This window comes from Stenotrophomonas sepilia (assembly GCF_003244875.1).
Classification (GTDB): Bacteria; Pseudomonadota; Gammaproteobacteria; order Xanthomonadales; family Xanthomonadaceae; genus Stenotrophomonas; species Stenotrophomonas sepilia.
Map to the genome: position 1 here is coordinate 93,466 of NZ_LXXZ01000054.1, position 18,858 is coordinate 112,323.

Sequence of the window (18,858 nt, forward strand, 5' to 3'; positions counted from 1 at the left end):
TACGCATCAACCGATGCGCGCATGCACGCGCCGCAGCGTGCGCGCGATCATCCGCCTCGCGATGGGACGCGGCACCGAGAGACCGCGCCAGCGCAGCGCACCCACCCGGAAGGTGGCGCTGGCGGTGGCCAGTACCTTGCCGGCCGGGTCAGTCAGCCAGCCACGGGTGAAGGCGATGCTGCCCTTGCTGTGCTCGACTTCGCCCCAGCCGATGATCCGCCCCGGCCGTGCCGGGTTGACGAAACTGGTCTTGGATTCCACCGTGACCGCGATGCGGTTGGCTGGCAGGGTGGCGTAGATCGCCGGCCCCATGCAGTCGTCCAGCATCGCTGACAGGAATCCGCCCTGCACGTTGCCCATCGGATTGGTGAGCACCGTCCCGGCGTCGAACTCGACCTGGATGCGACGCAGTGCATCGTCATAGCCGACGAAGCGCCAGCCGAGCAGGGTGCCGGCCTGGGAACGTGGAAGATTACCGTTGACCACGCTGTAGAAGATCGATTCGGGGTTCATGGCGGAGCCTCGTGGGGAGGGGGCAAGGGAACTCACCGGGACAGTGACAGCACGGCCAGCGCGAGGCCGAGGAGCGACAGCAGCACCACGACCGCGCCGGTGGATACCGGGGTACGCGCACCGGTGCGTCGCCGCACGCCGAAGGCGACCAGCACCGGGGGCGCGGTGGCGACCAGGCAGAACAACTGGAACGCCAGCAGCTGTGGCAGCGCGAAGTGACCACCGAAGAAGATCAACCAGGCCAGCATCACGCCGGCACCGGCCAGTGCGATCCACCCGGCGCCGACCACGCGGATGAGTGCCATCAGCAGCACCTGCATGCGCGGTTCGATCTCCGCCCACGACATGCCCACGGCCTGCGCGTGGTAGGGCATGAAGTCGGAACGTTTCAGATAGGCCGCAGCAAACAGCGAGACAATGAAGAACGCCAACAGGTAGCAGCCGAACGCGAGCCAGGCGAACAGATCCATGTGGAGGCCGTGCGGTTGGGGGAGGAGTCGCCGCGTGCACGCCGGCTGCCATGCCGGTCGTGCCACGGGGTTGCGCGATTCTCGGGCACGCCCCTGTTAGCTGGGTGTAGTGCTCCGCAGGGGCGTTCCTCTATCTGCCTTTAACGTAAGCATGGTGGTGTGGAGTGCGTCACGCATGGACCATGCGCCGTATCTCGTTTCCCGTGAAGAGGCCGCAAGTGCTCATGCACTTTCCGGTCACCGCTCTGCGCAGACGCTGGGCGTCCCTCCGATCAAGGACCGCGCCGTGACCCAGCTCACCCTCCCAGAACTTGCCAAGAAAATGGCCGGCATCGATTTCACGATGCTGCAGACCCGCGCCGGTGGAGAAATTGCCGGTCGCCCCATGAGCAACAACGGTGACGTGGACTATGACGGTGACAGCTGGTTCTTCACCATGGAAGACACCGACATGGTGCGCGAGATCGAGGCTGACCCCACCGTCGCACTGGGTTTCTCCGGCAGCAAGTCGCTGCTGGGCAAGCCGCCGCTGTTCGTGCACGTGCAGGGAAGGGCGGCGCTGGTGCGCGATCGGGCCACGATGCGCGAGCACTGGGTGAAGGACCTGGAACGGTGGTTCGAACAGGGAGTGGATACACCGGGACTGGTACTGATCCATGTGCGCGCCAGCCGTATCCACTACTGGGATGGCGAGGACGAGGGCGAAATCACAACCTGATCCCGGCGCGGGGAGGCCGGCGGCAACGCGGCCGTTGCGCGCCGCGCCCGGGCTTTGCCATCCTCCCTGCTGTTTTCCGTACCGTGGAGTTCCAATGCGCCCTGCCTCCTGGCTGATCCTGGCCCTGCTGCCTGCCCTGGCGGCGGCGCAGCCTGCACGTGCACCGAAGGCCAGCGCACAGGCGCAGGACCCTTTCAGTGAGTTGTTCGATACCGCCTGCATGCAGCACATCGGCGCACCGGCGCGGTTGCAGTCGTTGATGGAATCCAACGGGCTGTCACCCCTGCAGCCTGCCGAGGCGGCAACGTTGCTGCAGGGGCAGTCGGGCGTGGCCTGGATGGTGCCGCTGGCCAGCGGCCGCTATGCGGTCAGCTGGGCTGACGATGGCACGTGTACGGTCTACGCCGAAAAGGCCGACGCGGCGGTCGTGCAGAAGGGCTTTGCCCGGTTGGTGCAGGCGGCGCCGACGCCGTTGCAGGCGCGCTCGCTGCCAGGCCGTGGGCCGTTGTCGGCGGACCAGGTGGCGATCCAGTACGGCTGGGCCACGCCCGGGCAGGCCAAGCTGCAGGTGCGTTTCCGGCTGGTCACGCGGCAGGCGGCCGAGGCCGGCGTGCAGGCGATGGCCTCGGTGACGCCGGGCGAAGCGATGCTGGAGCAGGCTGCACCCAGCCGGTAACGCTGGCCCCGCGCCGCGCAGGCTGCCCAGGCCCGCGATTCAGCCTTTCACGCAGGTTGTGATATATCGTTTATCGATAAATCCATCCCGGGGGCGGCGAGGCCGCCCCAATGCCGGAGGCCGCTTGACCGCTCGTCCCGCCCGCGCCAGACCCGCGCGAGGCTTGTTCACCCTGGCCCAGGCCGCCGTCCAGGCCGTCCGGGCGATGTGCTGGCTGGGCATCCTGGCCGCACTGCTGGCCGTGCCGCTGGTCGCGCACGACCGTCGCTGGCTGCTCGACAGCGTCCACGATGGCGCTGCCGCTGCTGCACACGGCAACGCGCTGTTCCTGCACTTCTGCCTGGGGCTGGCTGCGATCGTCGCGCTGCTGGTGCTGTGCCTGCTGTTCCTGCGCCATCTGCTGCGGCTGCTGAAATCGGCGGCGCGCGAAAGGCCGTTCACCCACGCCAATGCGCAGCGCCTGCAACGGATGGCGTGGCTGATGCTGGCGATGGAGCTGCTGTCGATCCTGATCGGCGCCTACGCGGCCTGGATGGGCCCGGACTTCAGCTGGATGGAGGTGGGCGGCGGCATGTCGATCACCGGGCTGGTGGCGGTGATGATGCTGTTCGTGCTCGCACGCGTCTTCGCCGTGGGCGCGGCGATGCGCGATGACCTCGACGGTGTCATCTGATGGCAATCGTCATCACCCTGGACCGCGTGCTGCAGGAACGGGGCATGACCCTGTCCGAGCTGGCCGGGCGCATCGACATCACCCTGGCGAACCTGTCGATCCTGAAGACCGGCAAGGCGCGCGCCATCCGCTTTTCCACGCTGGATGCGATCTGCCGGGAGCTGCAATGCACGCCTGGCGACCTGCTCGGGTACGACCCGTCGCACACGCAGGACGCAGACTGAGTGTTTGTTCTTCTCCCTTACCTACTGACGAAACGGACCTGAAATGGAATGGTTGGCTGACCCCTCGATATGGATGGGCCTTGCAACCCTGGTCGTGCTTGAGATCGTGCTCGGCATCGACAACCTGGTGTTCATCGCGATCCTTGCCGACAAGCTTCCGCCGCACCAGCGCGACCGCGCGCGGGTGATCGGCCTGGCACTGGCCCTGCTGATGCGGCTGGTGCTGCTGGCGGCGCTGGCCTGGATCATGAAACTGACCGAGCCGCTGCTTACGCTGTTCGAGCACAGCTTTTCCGGGCGTGACCTGATCCTGCTGGGCGGTGGCCTGTTCCTGCTGTTCAAGGGCACCATGGAGCTGCACGAACGGCTGGAAGGCCGCGCGCACCACGAAGATGGCAAGAAGGTCTATGCCAGCTTCGCCATGGTGGTGGCGCAGATCGTGGTGCTCGATGCGGTGTTCTCGCTGGATTCGGTGATCACTGCGGTCGGCATGGTCGACAACCTGGGCGTGATGTATGCCGCCGTGACCATCGCAATGGCGCTGATGTTGCTGGCGAGCAAGCCATTGACCCGCTTCGTCAACAAGCATCCCACCGTGGTGGTGCTGTGCCTGGGCTTCCTGCTGATGATCGGCTTCAGCCTGGTGGCCGAAGGCCTGGGCTACAAGATCCCGAAGGGCTATCTGTACGCGGCGATCGCCTTCTCGATCCTGGTGGAAGCCTTCAACCAGTGGGTGCGTTTCAACCGTGAGCGCAACGAGCGTCGCCAGCCGTTCCGGCAGCGCACCGCTGATGCGGTGCTGCGCATGCTCGGCGCGCGCCCGGCCAATGGCCACGACGATGAAGGCCTGGACGCGCAGGTGGACGCCGAAGAGCGCCTGCAGCCTGCCGAACACGAAATGATCCGCAGCGTGCTGGGCCTGGCCGACCGGCCGGTGTCGAGCGTAATGACCGTGCGCGCCGATGTGCAGTGGATCGACCTGGCGCGTGGGCAGGAGGACGTCGTGGCGCGCCTGGTGGCGTCGCCGCACACCCGCCTGCTGGTGGGTGAGGGTGACCTGGACAGCCTGCTTGGCGTGGTGCAGAGCCGCGATCTGCTGGCCGACCTGCTGCAGGGCAGGCCGCTGCAGCTGGAAGGCAACCTGCGCGAGCCGCAGTACGTGCTGTCCAGCGCCAGTGCGCTGCAGGCGCTGGAACTGATCCGCCAGCATCCGGTACCGCTGGCGGTGGCGGTGGATGAGTACGGCAGCGTGGAGGGCCTGGTGACCGCCAACGATCTGCTGGCGGCGATTGCCGGCGATCTGGTCGATACCCAGGACGAGCGCTATGGCGTGGTCGCGCAGGGCGAGGAGCAGTGGGAGGCCGACGGTGCACTGACTCTGGACGACCTGCAGCGGCTGACCGGCGTATCGCTGCCACGCAGTGCCGACTACATGACCATCTCCGGGCTGGTGCTGGAGCAGCTGGGCCGGCTGCCGGACATCGGCGATGCGGTGGAGGTGGCGGGCGTGCGCATCACCGTGCTGGCGATGGAGAAGCGCCGTATCGCCCGCCTGCGGGTGCAGCGCCTCGACGGAATGGCTTGACGCCCCTGTTGTTGTAGCGCCGAGCCCATGCTCGGCTGCAGATTGAAATACCGGGCATGGGCTCGGTGCTACACAACACCGCCTGCAGCCGTCACCATGGCGGCCCACTTTCTTTCCAGGATGGTTGCAGTGCTGAGTACGATCGGTTTGTTGATGGGCCTGTATGTGGCCTGGCGCCTGTTCTGGCCACAGCGCATGCCCACTTGGCTGAAGGTCGTGCTGTCGCTGCTGCTGGTGGGCGTAGCCGTGCAGCTGCGTATCGTCGCCACCTTCTGGGGCACCATGGCGTCGCCGGAAATTCCGAAACTGGCCATCGCCACGCTGGTCACCGGCTCCACGGCGGTGCTGCTGTTGGCGTTGCTGATGCTGGCGATGGATGTGGGCCTGCTCGCGTCCCGCCTGCTGCGCTGGCCACGTGCGGTAGCCGCATTGCGCACGCGGCGCTTGCGGCCGGCGGCCGGCGTGCTGGCCCTGCTGGTCAGTGGTTATGGTGTCAGTCAGGGCATGGCAGTGCCCCAGCCCCGGCAGATCGAGGTGAGCGTTGCCGGGCTGCCAGCGGCGTTCGACGGCTATCGCGTGCTGCAGCTGACCGACATCCATGCCAGCCGCCTGTTGACCGGCGACTGGGTGCGCAGGGTGGTGGATGAGAGCAACGCATTGGCGCCGGATCTGATCGTGATCACCGGCGATCTGATCGACGGCAGTGTCGAGGCCCGTCGTGACGACGCGCGTCCTCTGGCCGATCTGCGGGCGCCGGACGGTGTCGTCGCCATTACCGGCAACCACGAGTATTACGCGCAGTACCAGGCATGGATGCAGGCGTTCCGCGCGCTGCACATGCAGGTGCTGGAGAACAGCCACCTGCAGGTACGACGCGGTGATGCAGCGCTGACCATTGCCGGGGTCACCGATCCGGTGGCCGCACGCTACGGCCTGCCGCTGCCGGATCTGGACGCCGCCTTGGCCGGCGCCGATCCCTCTGCGCCGGTGATCCTGCTTGACCACCGCCCGCGCAACGCGCGAGAGGCGGCGGCGCGCGGCGTGAAGCTGCAATTGTCCGGGCACACTCACGGTGGGCAGATCATCGGCATGGACCAACTGGTGAAGCGGGCCAATGGTGGCTTCGTCTCCGGCTGCTACGACGTGGACGGGATGACCCTTTACGTGAGCAATGGTGCGGGTCTCTGGGCCGGTTTCCCGGCACGCATCGGCGTGCCGTCGGAGATCACCCTGGTGACATTGCGCCGCGCGCCGTGACCTGAAGTGGGGCAGATCCCTTTCCGCAGGGGATTCGATGCCGATCGTGCTGGGATCCCTCTGTAGAGCCGAGCCCATGCTCGGCTGAACCAGAGGCAGCCGAGCATGGGCTCGGCTCTACAAGTAACCGCCTCCTTGAGAACTCCGCAGCGGTGGCCGCGCACGCGCGCTTCGGCGCAGTGACTGCGCCCGCTTGGTGATCCAGCGCACCACGAAGGCGGTGAACAGCAGTGCCGACGGCACCGCATACCAGAAGTTGCCTGGCACGCGCTTGAAGTACGAGTAGGTGAACACCGCCGCGATGATCCACATGCCGGACAGGTGCAGGCGACGCCAAGCAGTGGGGCCCATGCGGCGGGCGATCCCCCGATGCGAGGTGATGGCTAGCGCCAGGATGGCGATGTAGCCCACCGTGCCCGGAAGATTGGCCAGCGCGGATCGTGCTGGCCAGAACGCCGGGTTGAGGATGCCGAAACTGGTGATGGCGATGGCATGCAGCAGGTGCGAGAACGCGAAGGACAAACCGACGGTGCGCCGTTCGCGCAGCAGGAACCGGGTGAACGGGCCGGGCAGAAGACTGGCGAACGACGATGCGGTGAACGCCGCCAGGAACAGCAGGAACGATGTGCGTGCAGTGATCCGGATCGCCGCACGGCTGCCTTCGGCTGCATCGGGATACAGGGCGAAGGCCGCCAGCGCGAATGCGATCAGGACCACGGCGATGGCCACGAACAGGCGCCAGCCGTGCAGGAAGGAAGTGTTGGAAGCAGCCATGGTGAGACCTCGAAGCAGGAATGGGGAGCACCGGCCGCTGGCCGGCCAATGAGTAGGTAGTGCCGGCCGCTGGCCGGCACCCTCAACAATCGTTCGGCACAACCAGCACGCCCGCCATGCACAGCTCGCCCAGAACGGGCACGCAGGCCACGCGCAATGCGTCCGTTGCCACGCCATGCGTTTCGGACAGCGTCTGCAGTGCCTCATCCACCGGCGCGCCGTCGTCACCGAAGGCTGATAGCAGCGCGTAGGCCAGCGGTGACAGTTGCTCGACCTGCAGGCTGAAATCGGCGCGGCGCTGGATCAGCAGCAGCGTGGGCGCAGCGCTCGGCACCGGTTCCAGGGCCTCGTCCTCATGCACCGGCCACTGGTAGCCCAGCACCCGCACCAGCGGCGAAACCGCCAGCACATCGCTGCCCTCGGGAACGCGGTGCAGGGACCGCCCGGCGTCACGTGCTTCAATGTGCAGCGACTGCTGCGAGCTCTCGTAGTGCGCCAGTTCCGCTGTCCAGGCCGGGAGTGCCAGCGTGTCCTGTACTGCCAGCCAGGTCGCGAACTCGCCGGCGATCTGTGGGAACAACGGGGTCTGGCAGGCGTGGCGGGCGTAGTAGTGCTCCACCGTGTCGCGCCAGCGTGGCATGCCCAACTGCTGTTGCAGGCGCGGCAGGCTGCCGGCCAGCAGGGTGTCCAGGCTGTCGATGCACAGGCGGCGGTATACCGCCAGCCTGCCCGCCTCGACGCCGTCGGGTGCGGCAATTGCTGGGTCCCGCACATGATCGGCCCAGCGCCGTTGCAGGGTAGCCAGCGACTCAGCCATGGGCCACCTCGGGTGAACGTGCCTCGACCTGCGCTTGGCGGATCTGTGCAACCTCGGTCAGCAACTCCGCCAGCGGCGGAAAGTTGAAGTCGCGTTCGAGCAGCGTCGGGCGCACGCCGACCCGCGCATAGGCCTCGCGCAACAGCGCCCAGACCACGCCTTTCACCGGGGCACCGTGGGTATCGATCTTGAAGCCATCGTCTTCATCGAAATGGCCGGCCACATGCAGCGAGGCGACACGGTGGGACGGCACGCAGGCCAGGAATTCGAAGGCGTCGTAACCGTTGTTGCAGGCGTTGACGAAGACGTTGTTGACGTCCAGCAGCAGGTCGCAGTCGGCTTCGGCGAGCACGGCGTTGATGAAGTCGATCTCGCTCATGTCCGCGCCGGCAACGGCGTAGTAGGAGATGTTCTCCACGGCGATGCGCCGGCCCAGCATGTCCTGCACCTGGGCGATGCGACTGGCGACATGGTGTACGGCTTCGGCGGTGAACGGCAGCGGCAGCAGGTCGTAGACATGTCCGCCGGCGGCGCAGTAGCTCAGGTGTTCGCTGTACAGCTGCACCTGGTGCAGGTCGAGGAAGGCACGGGTCTGTGCCAGCAGGGTGCGGTCCAGCGGATCAGGACCTCCCAGCGACAGCGACAGGCCGTGGCAGGTCAGGGGATGGCGCTCGCTGAGCTGGCGCAGCGCGGCGCCGTGTGCACCGCCGACGCCGATCCAGTTGTCAGGGGAGACTTCGAGGAAGTCGATGGCACTGGCCGGCATTGCCAGCAGTTCGTCGATCAGGCCACGGCGCAGGCCAAGGCCGGCGGCATTGAAGGGCAGGGACATGGCGGATGCTCCAGAGAGAGGGCGCCGCCTTGAAGGCAGCGCCGGTTGGACGTCGATCAATCGGCAACGCGGGAGAACAGGCCCTTCGGCATCGGCTTGCCGTTGGCGGTGTAGACGCTGCGCAGGTAGTCGTGCGCTTCCTGTTCGCTGATGTAACCGTCGTGGTCGGTGTCGATGCGGTCGAACTCGGCGGCACGCTTGGCGGCCACCGCGTTGAACTCGGCACGCGAGACCTTGCCGTCGTGGTCACGGTCGGTGCGGGCAAACGAGGCATCGCCGCACTTGCCTTCGCCACACTGGCCTTCGGCCACCTTGGCCTTGCCGGCGGGCTTGCCGGTGGTGGCCTTGTTGGCCCCGCACTTGCCTTCGCCGCACTTGCCTTCGGCGGCGGCGCTCATGGCGACGGCGCTGATCGCCAGCGGTTGGATCGCTGCGGCCTGGCCGGCCAGCAGCAGGCCACCGGCCAGGGCGATGCCGATGGCACCAATGCGCGGCAGGCGGGAGGAGGGGGTGTTCTTGGTCGAGACGGACATGGTAGTGACTCCTTGGGGATGGCACGCCAGGCGTGCGGGATGGACGTCGCCTGAAGGCGACGGAAACGAAAGGAGGAAGCGCGGGAAGGGGCGAAGCAGGTCAGGCGGTGCGACGACGGCGCAGCGCGTAGCCCAGCAGCAGCACGCCACCAAGCAGGGCGCCGCCGAAGCCGATGCCGGGCAACAGCGCGGCAACCGGCAGCAACAGGGCGATCAGGCTGACGCCCCAGCCCAGGCCGTCATCGCCGACGGGGGCATGCTGTGGGCCGACCAGCAGCCGGTCCACGCTGAGCGCGCCACCGCCGTTGAGGATCAATGGCAGCAGCATGGCCAGGAACAGCAGCGGCAGCTTGAAGTTGCCGTAGCCCTGGTCGGTGATCGCATAGCCCTGCCAGAGTTCACCCAGGCCGCTCCACTGGTCGGGCCAGTGCACGGCGGCGATGGCGACCACCGTCAACACCCAGAAGACGTAGGCCACCGAGCGCGTGGCCAGGCCGAGCAGCAGCATCACCGCACCCACCAGTTCCAGCCAGGTGGCCAGCTGCCAGTTCAACGATGCGGGCAGGGTGGAGAACGGGAACGGGAAGCGACCTTCCAGCTCGGCGAACCAGTTCTGGCCGCCCAGCTTCTCGCGGCCGGACTCAAAGAACTCCCAGGCCAGCAGCGTGCGAAGCGCCAATGGCGAGAGCCAGCGGCCGACGGCGTCCAGGCGGGGGGTATACACGGAAGAGGCGGTGCTGATCATGGTGGTTTCCTGCGGGCCAGTGGTCGATGGAGGCCATTCCAGGCGGCGCAGGTATCGGCAACGTGTGCCGTTGCCCGGGGTTTTGTCAGCGACTGTGGCCGCAGCCGGGGTTTCGTACAGTCGGATACAAAGACGATGCGTGGATGCACATCGATGCGTTGCGCGCACGCGTGCGTGGAACGGTATCCACCCAGTAGCGCCCGGCCAGGCCGGCGCCAGAATGTATCCCACTGTAGAAACCCGCCTGCGCCCTACAGTCCGTTACAACTCCGCGCCGCGAAGAAACAGCGCCGATACACCGGCAGGCGGAAATGACCACTCCCAACACCGGAGTGTCACCCGTGATCCGTATCTCCTCGCTTGCCGCCGCTCTCGCCCTGGCCGGAGCTGCCGCCCCGGCCTTCGCCACCCAGGCCGATACCGCTGCACCGCCCACCGTCATCCTGGTGCACGGTGCCTTCGCCGACGGCTCCAGCTGGAGCAAGGTCATCACCACGCTGCACGACTGGAAGCTGCCGGCGGTGGCGGTGCAGAACCCGCTCACGTCGTTGGCCGACGATGTGGCCGCCACCCGCCGCGCGATTGCCGCCGCGCCCGGCAAGGTGGTGCTGGTCGGCCACAGCTGGGGTGGCACGGTCATCACCGAAGCGGGCAATGACCCGAAGGTGCAGGCGCTGGTGTACGTGGCGGCCTTCGCACCGGATGCAGGGCAGTCTTCGGCGCAACAGGGCGAAGGCTTCCCGGTCGGGCCGGGCCTGGCCCGGCTGCAGGAGAGGGATGGCTACCTGACGTTGCCGGCCGATGCCATCGCCCAGGACTTCGCGCCGGACGTAATGAAAAAGTCGGCAGCACTGCTGTACAGCACGCAGGTCCCGTTGAAGGCCAGCGCGCTGGGCGAGGGGGTGAACATGGCGGCCTGGCGCAGCAAGCCGAGCTGGTACGTGCTCAGCCGTGATGACCGCATGCTGTCGCCACAGCTGCAGGCCGCGACCGCACGTCGCATCGGTGCACAGCTGCAATCGATCGGGAGCAGCCATGTGTCGCTGCTTTCGCATCCGGCGCAGGTAGCCGACAGCATCCTGGAGGCGGCAGGGGTGAAGCCCGCTGAACTGCCGTTGGCCGAGCAGGGGGGCTGAACGATGACCGCACTGCGAGGGTACGCACTGCCGTTGCTGCTGGGCCTGCTGGGCGGAGCAGCGTTGTTGCTGGCCTGGCCCAACCCGGAGGCCGATGCGCAGCCGGCACAGGCCCTTCCCGCTGCCGGGTTCGACGGTGGCGGGCCCTGGCACAACAGCCCACCGCTCACACTGAAGCAGTTGCGGGGGCAGGTGGTGCTGGTCGAGTTCTGGACCTATACCTGCAGCAACTGCCTCAACGTGGCGCCGTATGTCCACCAGTGGAATGCCAGGTACGCGTCGCAGGGCCTGAAGGTGATCGGCGTGCATACGCCGGAGTTCGCCCATGAAGGGCTGCCCGGCAACGTGCGCAGGGCCATCGCACGGTTGGACATCACCTGGCCGGTGGTGCAGGACAACCAGTACCGGATCTGGAACGCCTGGGGCAACCGCTTCTGGCCCGCACTGTACCTGCTCGACCGGCAGGGGCGGGTGGTCTACCGCCATTACGGCGAGGGCGACTACGCACGTACCGAAAGCGAGATCCAGCGCCTGCTGGCCAGCGCTTGAGCCGCGCTACCATGGCCGCGCAGCGCGGCCCTGACCTCCGTCTTCATCGAGAACGCAATGAACCATGTACCGCACATCCTGGTCGTCGACGATGACAGCGAGATCCGCCAGATGCTGGCCGACTACCTGCTGCGCAACGGTTTGCGTGTCAGCCAGGTCGACGGTGGCCGGGCCATGCGCGCGCTGATGGATACCCATGCGGTGGATCTGGTGGTGCTGGACGTGATGATGCCAGGCGAGGACGGCCTGAGCCTGTGCCGCAACCTGCGCGCCGGCAAGCATCGTGCGGTGCCGGTCGTGCTGCTGACCGCCCGCGATGACGAAACCGATCGCATCATCGGCCTGGAAATGGGCGCTGACGACTACGTGACCAAGCCCTTTTCTTCGCGCGAGCTGCTGGCACGCATCAATGCGGTGATCCGTCGCACGCAGATGCTGCCGCCGAACCTGCAGGTGAGCGAGGCCGGGCGCCAGCTCGCCTTCGGCGAGTGGCGCCTGGATACCACCGCGCGCCACTTGCTGGACGCACAGGGGACCGCGTATCCGCTCAGCGGCGCCGAGTTCCGCCTGTTGCGCGTGTTCCTCGACCACGCCAATCGGGTGCTCAGCCGCGACCAGCTGCTCAGCCTCACCCAGGGCCGCGATGCCGAACTGTTCGATCGCTCGATTGACCTGCTGGTCAGCCGCGTGCGCCAGCGACTGGGTGACGACGCGCGCGAGCCGACTTACATCAAGACCGTGCGCAGCGAAGGCTATGTGTTCAGCGTGCCGGTGCAGTTGCTGGGGCCGGACGAATGAGCACCGGGGCACGCCGTCCACGCTGGCCGCGCACGCTGTCGGCGCGGCTGCTGCTGGTCCTGCTGGGCGGACTCACCCTGGCCCACGCGCTGTCCTTCGGCTTGCTCTTTTTCGAACGCTACCAGTCCACCCGCAGCATGATGCTGCGCAACCTCGACGAGGATGTGGCGGTGAGTGTCGCACTGCTGGAGCACCTGCCCGCAGACCAGCGCGATGCCTGGGTACCACGGTTGGAACGACGCACTTACCGCTACCTGTTGCGTCCAGCCGCGCCCGGGCCGGGGCTGCAGACCGATCGTGCGCGCCAGGTCACGGCGATCATCGACGACAGCCTGCGGCACCGCTATCGGTTGCAGGCGCGCCAGGTGGCTCGCCTGCCGGAGCGGTTCGAGGTGGAACTGCGCCTGCACGACGGCACACCCTTGACCATTGAAGTCACCCCGTCGGGGCTGCCGCTGGCACGTTGGCTGCCCGCCGTGCTGCTGGTGCAGCTGGCGCTGCTGCTGGTGTGCGCGTGGCTGGCCGTGCGTCTGGCCCTGCGCCCGCTGCAGCAGCTGTCGCATGCGGTGGAGCATCTGCAGCCGGGCAAGGACGGGCCTGCACTGCCTGAAGATGGCCCTGCGGAAGTAAGCGGCGCGGCGGCCGCACTCAATGCACTGCAGGCACGCATTCGTGGCCATGTCAGTGAACGCCTGCAGATCCTGGCCGCGATCTCGCATGACCTGCAGACCCCCATCACGCGCATGAAGCTTCGGGTGGAGACCCTGCCGGAAGACGCTACCCAGCAGCGCCTGCTGAATGATCTCGATCACCTCGGGCAACTGGTGCGCGAGGGCGTCGCCTATGCGCGCAGCAGCCACGTCGCCGCTGGCGCGCCGGTGTCGATGGACCTGGGCGCGTTCCTCGCCAGTGTGGTCGGCGACTACGAGGACATGGGCAAGCCGGTCACTGGCGGTGCGCCCGCTGGACTGGTCGTGCAGACCTGGCCGCAGCCGCTGCGCCGCGTGGTCGGCAATCTGGTCGACAACGCATTGCGCTACGCCGGCGCCGCCGAGATCGAGGCGGGCCGCGATAAGGCCGGAAGGGTCTGGATAAGCATTTCCGACCGTGGCCCCGGTATTCCCGAGGGCCAGCTGCAGGCAGTGCTGGCGCCGTTCCACCGGCTGGAAAGCTCGCGCAATCGCGATACCGGCGGGACCGGCCTGGGCCTGGCCATCGCGGTGCAGCTGGCGCAGTCGCTGGGCGGCTCGCTGCGGTTGCACAACCGCGAGGGTGGCGGCCTGCGGGCGGAACTGCAGCTGCCGGGCTGAGTTGCCCGGCCTTGTGTTCCAGCAAGGATGCTTCTGCTTCGGCCTTGGCGGTGAGCGCTTCAGCGGTCATGAAACTCAGTGCATGCACGCAGCCGACAGCCGATGACCGGCATTTCACCCGGTCCATGCCACGCTGCGCGGAACCTGCCCAACCGGGATAGAGGCTGTTGAAGGCGAATACGCAATGACCGCGGCGCGGCAGCGCTCGATGTGGGTGGCCGGCCTGTCCACGGTGGTGGAGTGGTACGACTTTACCCTGTACCTGTACTTCGCCACGGTGCTGTCGCGGGTGTTCTTCGGCGGTGGCGAGCAGGCGTTGCTGGTCACCTTGGCCGGATTCGCGGTGTCCTACCTGATGCGTCCGCTGGGCGCGCTGTGCTTTGGTCACCTGGGTGACCGGCTCGGCCGACGCTGGATGTTGCTCGCGTCGATGGCGTTGATGGCAGCGGCAATGCTGGCCACTGCGCTGCTGCCGACCGCGGCCACCGCAGGCGCCACGGCCGGCGTGCTGCTGCTGGTGCTGCGCTGCGTGATGGCGTTCTCGGTGGGCGGCGAATATACCGGCGTGGTGGCGTACCTGCTGGAAAGCGCACCGGCGCGCCGACGCGGCCTGGTTACGTCATTGGCCTCGGCCGCCAGCGAAGTGGGCGCCCTGCTGGCGGTGGCGATCTCTGCACTTACCGTCGCGCTGCTGCCCACACCGCAGCTGGACAGCTGGGGCTGGCGGATTCCGTTCCTCGTCGGCGCTGCGCTTGCGCTGGTGATCCTGATTGCGCGTTCGGGCATGCACGAGTCGCCGGAGTTCGAGCGCCAGCGCCGCGAAGGCAGCATTCCCGCCACACCACTGCGGCATGTGCTGCAGCATCATCCGTTGGCGGTGGCGCGCACGTTCGCGATTTCGGCGCTGGGATCGATCACTTACTACGTGGGCATCACCTATGTGCCTGCATTCCTGCACGCGCAGGGCCACGATGAGGGTGACGCACTGTGGCTGTCGACGATCGCGGCGGTGGCAGTGATCGCGATCACGCCCCTGTGTGGCGCATTGTCGGACCGCATCGGACGACGTCCGGTGTTGTTGGGCCTGACCGTGCTGGCAGCGCTGCTGCCGCTGTCCCTGTTTGCGTGGATGGCACAGGCGACGGCGCTGGGCATCGTGCTGGCGGCGGTGCTGCTGGCCTGCGTGGCCGGCGGTGTAAGCGCGGTGGCGGCCCCGGCCACGGCTGAGCAGTTCCCAGGCGAAGGCCGGGTCAGCGGCCTGGCACTGGGAGTAACAATGGCCACTGCCTTCTTCGGCGGGGCAACGCCATGGCTGGCGCAATGGTGGGTGGAGCGCAGCGGCTGGGCGGCGGCGCCGGGCGCGATGATCGCGCTGGTGGCGGTGCTGGTGCTGCCGGTGCTGTGGACCCTGCCCGAGACGGTCCCGGGCAGGGCCAGACGCTAGCCGGTCAGACCTTCAGGGTCTGCTCGATGTCGGCCAGTACCGCGGCCGCATCCACACCGATGGCGATCGACTGCACCACGTGGCCGTCCCACACGCTGGGGCCGAATGCCAGGCCTTCCGGCTTGGGAATGGTCATGCCGCGGGCAACGCCGTCGGTGGCCACACGCACGCTGGCGCGCTCGAACTGGAACAGTTCCGGGCGGGTCAGCGCGATGCATGCGCAGCAGTCGTGCACGACCATGCCCTTGTGGCCGGCCTGCAGGTAGAAGTCGACGTAATCCTGCGACAGCGCACGGACCAGCTCTGCGTCGGCACCGCCGATGGCGGCCAGCTTATCCAGGCCGTCACGGTCCATTTCCACGCGGGTGGTCACGTCCAGGCCGATCGCGGTGACCGGCCAGCTGGCGGTGAACACCACGTCGGCCGCTTCGGCATCGCCCCAGATATTGGCCTCGGCGGCCGGGGTGATGTTGCCGTTGACGTGGAAGGCGCCGCCCATGATCACCACGCCGCGTACCAGGCCGGCGATGTCCGGGGCCTGCTGCAGGGCCAGGGCCAGGTTGGTCATGCGGCCGACCGCGACCAGGGTCACTTCGCCCGGATGGGCGCGGACCAGATCGATGATCAGCTGATGGGCCGGGCGGGCATCGGCGGCCACGTCCAGGCTGGCCGGCACCGGGTGGTTGCCCAGGCCGTTGTGGCCGTGGATGTGCACCGGCCACGCTTCCGGGATGGCTTCCGGCTGCAGCGGGCCGTCGGCACCGCGCGCGACCGGGGCGGCGAAGCCCCAGGCCTGCTTCAGGTACAGCGCGTTGTGCGTGGTCGACTCCACCGAGGCATTGCCGAAGGTGGTGGTGACACCGATCAGGTCGATCTGGGCGTGCTTGTGCAGGTACAGCAGGGCCAGGGCGTCGTCGACGCCCGGGTCGGTATCGAAAATGACTTTCAGCATGTTGTTGTTCTTCTTCTTCCGTGTGGTGCGAGGGGCGCCGGCGGCCAGGGGCAGGCCGGCACACCCCCACATTGTCCCATCTTCATGACAGGCAGGGCCATTGCCGGGGTGGCAGGCCATAATGCCCCCAGTCCAGGCATGGTGTCGCCGAATGCTGATCGTTGCCCTTCTGCTGGTCCTGCTGGTGCTGGGCTTGAACGTGGTGGCTACCGTGGTGATCGGCAGGCGTGATGGGCTGTCGACGGGCGGTCGGACGGTGCAGTTGCTGATGGTCTGGCTGCTTCCCCTGGTCGGCGCCATCCTGTGCATGGCGGTGGCTACGGCCGATGGCTCCGGGATCCGGGGCGACAACAGTTTCGGCGGTGGCTACGATCATCCGGGCGGCCAATCCGGCGACAGCTACAGCCATCACAGCCACAGCAGCTCCGACTGCGCCAGCGACGGTGGCAGCGGTGACGGCGGCAGCTGCGGCGATTGAGGTCTCTGTAGCGTCGAGCCATGCTCGACTGCTCTTCGCTTCAACGCCGCCGTGCCTGAGCAAGAAAGCAGTCGAGCATGGCTCGACGCTACAGAACATCGGTTGGCTGCGGCCGGTAGTGCCGGCCGCTGGCCGGCAACCTCATCCGCTCAACCGCCGCCTTTGGTCGGCAAGGGCGCTGGCACGTTCAACAGCCCGCCCGCTGCCACATAGGCGGCCAATGCCTGGCCCTGGCTGAGCAGATGGCGCTCCATGGTGCGTTCGGCAGCCTGCGCATCGCGGCGGCGGAAGCACTCCATCAACTCGCGGTGTTCGGCCAGCGACTGCGCCGTGCGGCCCGGGGTCAGCAGCTGGCGGCCGCGATGCATCTTCAAGATGCGGTGCAGGTCGTGGGTGATGCGGATCAGCCACGGATTGCCCGCGTAATGCTGCACGGTTTCGTGGATCAGGTAGTTGTTGCGGTAGTACTCGGCAATGTTGCCCTCGGCCGCCGCCGCTTCCATCGCCGCATGCAGGGCCTCCAGTTGTTGCACGCCGGCATCGTCGATGTGCTTCACCGCCTCATGCGCGCAACGGCCTTCCAGCATGGCCATTACCGGGAACAGCTGGTTGAGGTCTTCCAGCGTCAGCCGGGTGACCCGGCTGCCACGACCTGCGTCGATCTGTACCAGGCCTTCGGCGGCCAGCAGCTTCAACGCCTCGCGCAGCGGCGTGCGGCTGATGCCCAGTTCTTCGCACAGCGCGGGCTCGTCGATCCACTCGCCCGGCGGCAGCCGGTAGTCGTAGATGCGCTCGCGCACGTGGTCGGCCACCTCTTCATACAGAGGTGCGCGCTTCTTCGGTGACCGCGGGGCAGGGGCAATGGCCATGGAGGAAGTGTACCGCCAGGTAGTGCCGGCCGCTGGCCGGCAACCCATGATCGCTGGATGGCTTCATGGGATTGCCGGCCAGCGGCCGGCACTACCGTTGGGTAGTTACATCCAGCCCGGCACCACGAATACCAGCCAGGCCAGCAGCGGTCCAAGCGCCACCACCAGTCCGCTGTAGACCAGGAAGCGGCGGAACAGGGTCTCGCGTTCCTCCTTGGCTGCCGAGGCCACCACCAGTGCGCCATTGGTGGAGAACGGGCTGACATCGACGATGGTGGACGACACCGCCAGCGCGCAGATCACGCCGGCGGCGCTGAGGTGACCCTGCATCAGGAACGGCACCGCCAGCGGAATCGTGGCGCCCAGCACTGCGGCCGACGAGGCGAATGCGGAGACGATGCCGCCGACGTAGCAGACCAGCAGCGCGCCGAGCAGCGGAATGCCGATGTCGGACACGCCATTGCCGATGAAGTCCACCGCGCCGGCATGTTCCAGCACGCCGATGTAGGTCACCACGCCACAGATCAGCAGCACGGTGGACCAGCTGATGCCATCGACCGCGCCCTTCTGGCTTTGTGGCGACAGCAGCGCCAGCGCCACCGCGACGGTGATCGAGACCAGGCCGACGTTGAGGTTGTAGATCAGCGCGGCCACGCCCAGGCCGAGCAGGCCGATCAGGGTGAACAACCGTTCGCGGGTCAGGCCCACCGCATCCAGTGCCGCCGGATCATTGCTGAGCGTGCCGCCGCCTGCTGCGACCAGCGCGCCATGGCCTTCGATCGCGAACTGGCGCGACGACGCCTGCGGGCCACCGGCCATCGCCAGTTCGGCATTGCCGATCGTTCCTGCCGCGGTGATCGAGCCGCGACGCAGCAGGGCGATGCCACCGAAGGCGAAGAAGCAGATCGTCGCCATCATGAAGTTGAAGCCCAGGCTGGTCAGGAACACTGCCATCTCGGTCACTTCCAGCCCAGCCTTCTGCACCACGCCGTTGGTGATGCTGCCGTACACGCTGATGGGCGAGAAGCCGCCGGCCTGCGCACCATGGATGACCAGCAGGCCCATCATCAGCGGGTTGATGTTGTACTGCTTGGCAAAGCGCAGCGCGACCGGGCCGATGATCGCGACCGCCGCCGGGCCCAGCGAACCGAACGCGGTGAGCACCGCGGTGATCACGAACATCACCCACGGAATGGCCACGATATGGCCACGCACCACTTTCACCGCCCAGTGCACCAGCAGGTCGATGGTGCCGTTCTTCTGCGCGATGGCGAACAGGTAGGTGATGCCGACCAGGGTCAGGAACAGATCGCCGGGAAAGCCGGCCAAAACCTCCTTGCCGCCCATGTCGACCCACAGCCCGCCGATGATGAAGGCCAGCGCAAAGGCGACCGCGCCCATGTTGATCGGCATCGCCGTGGCGACGATGAACATGATCACCAGGCCGATGATCGTTGCGATTTGTGGACTCATGCGCCCTCCCAGACACGTGGCTCACGTACAGC

At 67.3% G+C, this 18,858-nt stretch carries 22 protein-coding genes; 12 read left to right on the top strand and 10 right to left on the bottom strand.

Annotated features, from left to right (window positions below; translation table 11 throughout):
- Positions 1-6: 6 nt before the first annotated feature.
- Positions 7-513 carry a PaaI family thioesterase gene (locus A7X97_RS10545; RefSeq protein ID WP_088496565.1) on the bottom strand — a complete coding sequence of 169 codons (507 nt, stop codon included), beginning with the start codon at positions 511-513 and terminating at the stop codon, positions 7-9.
- 32 nt (positions 514-545) lie between these two features.
- Positions 546-983, bottom strand: a complete 438-nt coding sequence (locus A7X97_RS10550) for a hypothetical protein (protein ID WP_088496566.1) — start codon at positions 981-983, stop codon at positions 546-548.
- Positions 984-1,269: 286 nt separating this feature from the next.
- On the opposite strand from A7X97_RS10550, the gene A7X97_RS10555 reads away from it, so the two are divergent.
- From A7X97_RS10555 to A7X97_RS10580, 6 genes are all read left to right on the top strand, one after another.
- Positions 1,270-1,701 carry a pyridoxamine 5'-phosphate oxidase family protein gene (locus tag A7X97_RS10555; protein WP_072168661.1) on the top strand — a complete coding sequence of 144 codons (432 nt, stop codon included), beginning with the start codon at positions 1,270-1,272 and terminating at the stop codon, positions 1,699-1,701.
- A 94-nt stretch (positions 1,702-1,795) separates the two neighbouring features.
- Positions 1,796-2,377 (top strand): NMCC_0638 family (lipo)protein, encoded by a 582-nt coding sequence (locus A7X97_RS10560; RefSeq protein ID WP_005415652.1) that lies wholly within the window; start codon positions 1,796-1,798, stop codon positions 2,375-2,377.
- Between the two features lie 205 nt (positions 2,378-2,582).
- A complete protein-coding gene (locus tag A7X97_RS10565; protein WP_088496571.1) occupies positions 2,583-3,050 on the top strand; it encodes a DUF2975 domain-containing protein in 468 nt (155 codons plus the stop codon).
- Positions 3,050-3,274, top strand: coding sequence for a helix-turn-helix domain-containing protein (locus tag A7X97_RS10570; RefSeq protein WP_061479178.1), 225 nt, complete (start codon positions 3,050-3,052; stop codon positions 3,272-3,274). Before A7X97_RS10565 ends, A7X97_RS10570 begins: the two co-directional genes overlap by 1 nt.
- Positions 3,275-3,317: 43 nt before the next feature.
- Positions 3,318-4,859: a TerC family protein gene (locus tag A7X97_RS10575; RefSeq protein WP_088496567.1), complete on the top strand. Its 1,542-nt coding sequence runs from the start codon at positions 3,318-3,320 to the stop codon at positions 4,857-4,859.
- Between the two features lie 120 nt (positions 4,860-4,979).
- Positions 4,980-6,116, top strand: coding sequence for a metallophosphoesterase (locus tag A7X97_RS10580; RefSeq protein WP_088496568.1), 1,137 nt, complete (start codon positions 4,980-4,982; stop codon positions 6,114-6,116).
- Between the two features lie 117 nt (positions 6,117-6,233).
- On the opposite strand, the gene A7X97_RS10585 is transcribed toward A7X97_RS10580, so the two are convergent.
- The 5 genes from A7X97_RS10585 to A7X97_RS10605 form a co-directional block, all read right to left on the bottom strand.
- Complete coding sequence (locus tag A7X97_RS10585; protein WP_088496741.1) at positions 6,234-6,890, bottom strand: ferric reductase-like transmembrane domain-containing protein; 657 nt, start codon at positions 6,888-6,890, stop codon at positions 6,234-6,236.
- An 82-nt stretch (positions 6,891-6,972) separates the two neighbouring features.
- The gene (locus A7X97_RS10590; protein ID WP_088496742.1) at positions 6,973-7,707 is read right to left on the bottom strand and encodes an HvfC family RiPP maturation protein; all 735 of its coding nucleotides are present in this window, start codon (positions 7,705-7,707) and stop codon (positions 6,973-6,975) included.
- Complete coding sequence (locus A7X97_RS10595) at positions 7,700-8,539, bottom strand: HvfB family MNIO-type RiPP peptide maturase (RefSeq protein WP_088496743.1); 840 nt, start codon at positions 8,537-8,539, stop codon at positions 7,700-7,702. Before A7X97_RS10595 ends, A7X97_RS10590 begins: the two co-directional genes overlap by 8 nt.
- 56 nt (positions 8,540-8,595) lie before the next feature.
- Complete coding sequence (locus A7X97_RS10600; protein WP_069139051.1) at positions 8,596-9,072, bottom strand: HvfA family oxazolone/thioamide-modified RiPP metallophore; 477 nt, start codon at positions 9,070-9,072, stop codon at positions 8,596-8,598.
- Positions 9,073-9,172: 100 nt separating this feature from the next.
- A complete protein-coding gene (locus A7X97_RS10605) occupies positions 9,173-9,817 on the bottom strand; it encodes an HvfX family Cu-binding RiPP maturation protein (protein ID WP_072168667.1) in 645 nt (214 codons plus the stop codon).
- A gap of 341 nt (positions 9,818-10,158) precedes the next feature.
- Here A7X97_RS10605 and A7X97_RS10610 point away from each other — a divergent pair, with 341 nt between their 5' ends.
- The 5 genes from A7X97_RS10610 to A7X97_RS10630 all read left to right on the top strand — a co-directional run bounded on the left by A7X97_RS10610 (position 10,159) and on the right by A7X97_RS10630 (position 15,054).
- Positions 10,159-10,953, top strand: a complete 795-nt coding sequence (locus A7X97_RS10610) for an alpha/beta fold hydrolase (RefSeq protein ID WP_111007902.1) — start codon at positions 10,159-10,161, stop codon at positions 10,951-10,953.
- A 3-nt stretch (positions 10,954-10,956) separates the two neighbouring features.
- Entirely contained in the window at positions 10,957-11,502 is a 546-nt protein-coding gene (locus tag A7X97_RS10615; RefSeq protein WP_088496744.1) for a redoxin family protein, read from the top strand.
- Positions 11,503-11,559: 57 nt separating this feature from the next.
- Complete coding sequence (locus A7X97_RS10620) at positions 11,560-12,300, top strand: response regulator (RefSeq protein ID WP_072168670.1); 741 nt, start codon at positions 11,560-11,562, stop codon at positions 12,298-12,300.
- Positions 12,297-13,610: a sensor histidine kinase gene (locus tag A7X97_RS10625; RefSeq protein ID WP_111007903.1), complete on the top strand. Its 1,314-nt coding sequence runs from the start codon at positions 12,297-12,299 to the stop codon at positions 13,608-13,610. Before A7X97_RS10620 ends, A7X97_RS10625 begins: the two co-directional genes overlap by 4 nt.
- Before the next feature lie 184 nt (positions 13,611-13,794).
- Entirely contained in the window at positions 13,795-15,054 is a 1,260-nt protein-coding gene (locus tag A7X97_RS10630; protein ID WP_088496746.1) for an MFS transporter, read from the top strand.
- A gap of 4 nt (positions 15,055-15,058) precedes the next feature.
- Here the strand turns inward: A7X97_RS10630 and A7X97_RS10635 are convergent, their stop codons facing one another.
- Positions 15,059-16,006, bottom strand: a complete 948-nt coding sequence (locus tag A7X97_RS10635) for a nucleoside hydrolase (RefSeq protein WP_111007910.1) — start codon at positions 16,004-16,006, stop codon at positions 15,059-15,061.
- Between the two features lie 151 nt (positions 16,007-16,157).
- Between A7X97_RS10635 and A7X97_RS10640 the strand changes: the two genes are divergently transcribed.
- Positions 16,158-16,484, top strand: coding sequence for a hypothetical protein (locus A7X97_RS10640; protein ID WP_072168673.1), 327 nt, complete (start codon positions 16,158-16,160; stop codon positions 16,482-16,484).
- 149 nt (positions 16,485-16,633) lie between these two features.
- On the opposite strand, the gene A7X97_RS10645 is transcribed toward A7X97_RS10640, so the two are convergent.
- Together A7X97_RS10645 and A7X97_RS10655 are read right to left on the bottom strand one after the other, a co-directional pair.
- On the bottom strand, positions 16,634-17,353 hold the full coding sequence (locus tag A7X97_RS10645; protein WP_072168674.1) for a GntR family transcriptional regulator: 720 nt from the start codon (positions 17,351-17,353) through the stop codon (positions 16,634-16,636).
- Positions 17,354-17,458: 105 nt separating this feature from the next.
- Complete coding sequence (locus tag A7X97_RS10655; protein WP_088496420.1) at positions 17,459-18,826, bottom strand: SLC13 family permease; 1,368 nt, start codon at positions 18,824-18,826, stop codon at positions 17,459-17,461.
- Between the last annotated feature and the right edge of the window lie 32 nt (positions 18,827-18,858).

What these genes read in the sequence shown, in the direction of transcription:
- A7X97_RS10605 (WP_072168667.1), bottom strand. Translation starts at nt 9,817, where the DNA reads ATGATCAGCACCGCCTCTTCCGTGTATACCCCCCGCCTGGACGCCGTC.
- A7X97_RS10630 (WP_088496746.1), top strand. Translation starts at nt 13,795, where the DNA reads ATGACCGCGGCGCGGCAGCGCTCGATGTGGGTGGCCGGCCTGTCCACG.
- A7X97_RS10635 (WP_111007910.1), bottom strand. Translation starts at nt 16,006, where the DNA reads ATGCTGAAAGTCATTTTCGATACCGACCCGGGCGTCGACGACGCCCTG.
- A7X97_RS10645 (WP_072168674.1), bottom strand. Translation starts at nt 17,353, where the DNA reads ATGGCCATTGCCCCTGCCCCGCGGTCACCGAAGAAGCGCGCACCTCTG.
- A7X97_RS10615 (WP_088496744.1), top strand. Translation starts at nt 10,957, where the DNA reads ATGACCGCACTGCGAGGGTACGCACTGCCGTTGCTGCTGGGCCTGCTG.
- A7X97_RS10655 (WP_088496420.1), bottom strand. Translation starts at nt 18,826, where the DNA reads ATGAGTCCACAAATCGCAACGATCATCGGCCTGGTGATCATGTTCATC.
- A7X97_RS10640 (WP_072168673.1), top strand. Translation starts at nt 16,158, where the DNA reads ATGCTGATCGTTGCCCTTCTGCTGGTCCTGCTGGTGCTGGGCTTGAAC.
- A7X97_RS10590 (WP_088496742.1), bottom strand. Translation starts at nt 7,707, where the DNA reads ATGGCTGAGTCGCTGGCTACCCTGCAACGGCGCTGGGCCGATCATGTG.
- A7X97_RS10575 (WP_088496567.1), top strand. Translation starts at nt 3,318, where the DNA reads ATGGAATGGTTGGCTGACCCCTCGATATGGATGGGCCTTGCAACCCTG.
- A7X97_RS10580 (WP_088496568.1), top strand. Translation starts at nt 4,980, where the DNA reads ATGGTTGCAGTGCTGAGTACGATCGGTTTGTTGATGGGCCTGTATGTG.
- A7X97_RS10545 (WP_088496565.1), bottom strand. Translation starts at nt 513, where the DNA reads ATGAACCCCGAATCGATCTTCTACAGCGTGGTCAACGGTAATCTTCCA.
- A7X97_RS10550 (WP_088496566.1), bottom strand. Translation starts at nt 983, where the DNA reads ATGGATCTGTTCGCCTGGCTCGCGTTCGGCTGCTACCTGTTGGCGTTC.
- A7X97_RS10600 (WP_069139051.1), bottom strand. Translation starts at nt 9,072, where the DNA reads ATGTCCGTCTCGACCAAGAACACCCCCTCCTCCCGCCTGCCGCGCATT.
- A7X97_RS10565 (WP_088496571.1), top strand. Translation starts at nt 2,583, where the DNA reads ATGTGCTGGCTGGGCATCCTGGCCGCACTGCTGGCCGTGCCGCTGGTC.
- A7X97_RS10570 (WP_061479178.1), top strand. Translation starts at nt 3,050, where the DNA reads ATGGCAATCGTCATCACCCTGGACCGCGTGCTGCAGGAACGGGGCATG.
- A7X97_RS10625 (WP_111007903.1), top strand. Translation starts at nt 12,297, where the DNA reads ATGAGCACCGGGGCACGCCGTCCACGCTGGCCGCGCACGCTGTCGGCG.
- A7X97_RS10560 (WP_005415652.1), top strand. Translation starts at nt 1,796, where the DNA reads ATGCGCCCTGCCTCCTGGCTGATCCTGGCCCTGCTGCCTGCCCTGGCG.
- A7X97_RS10595 (WP_088496743.1), bottom strand. Translation starts at nt 8,539, where the DNA reads ATGTCCCTGCCCTTCAATGCCGCCGGCCTTGGCCTGCGCCGTGGCCTG.
- A7X97_RS10620 (WP_072168670.1), top strand. Translation starts at nt 11,560, where the DNA reads ATGAACCATGTACCGCACATCCTGGTCGTCGACGATGACAGCGAGATC.
- A7X97_RS10585 (WP_088496741.1), bottom strand. Translation starts at nt 6,890, where the DNA reads ATGGCTGCTTCCAACACTTCCTTCCTGCACGGCTGGCGCCTGTTCGTG.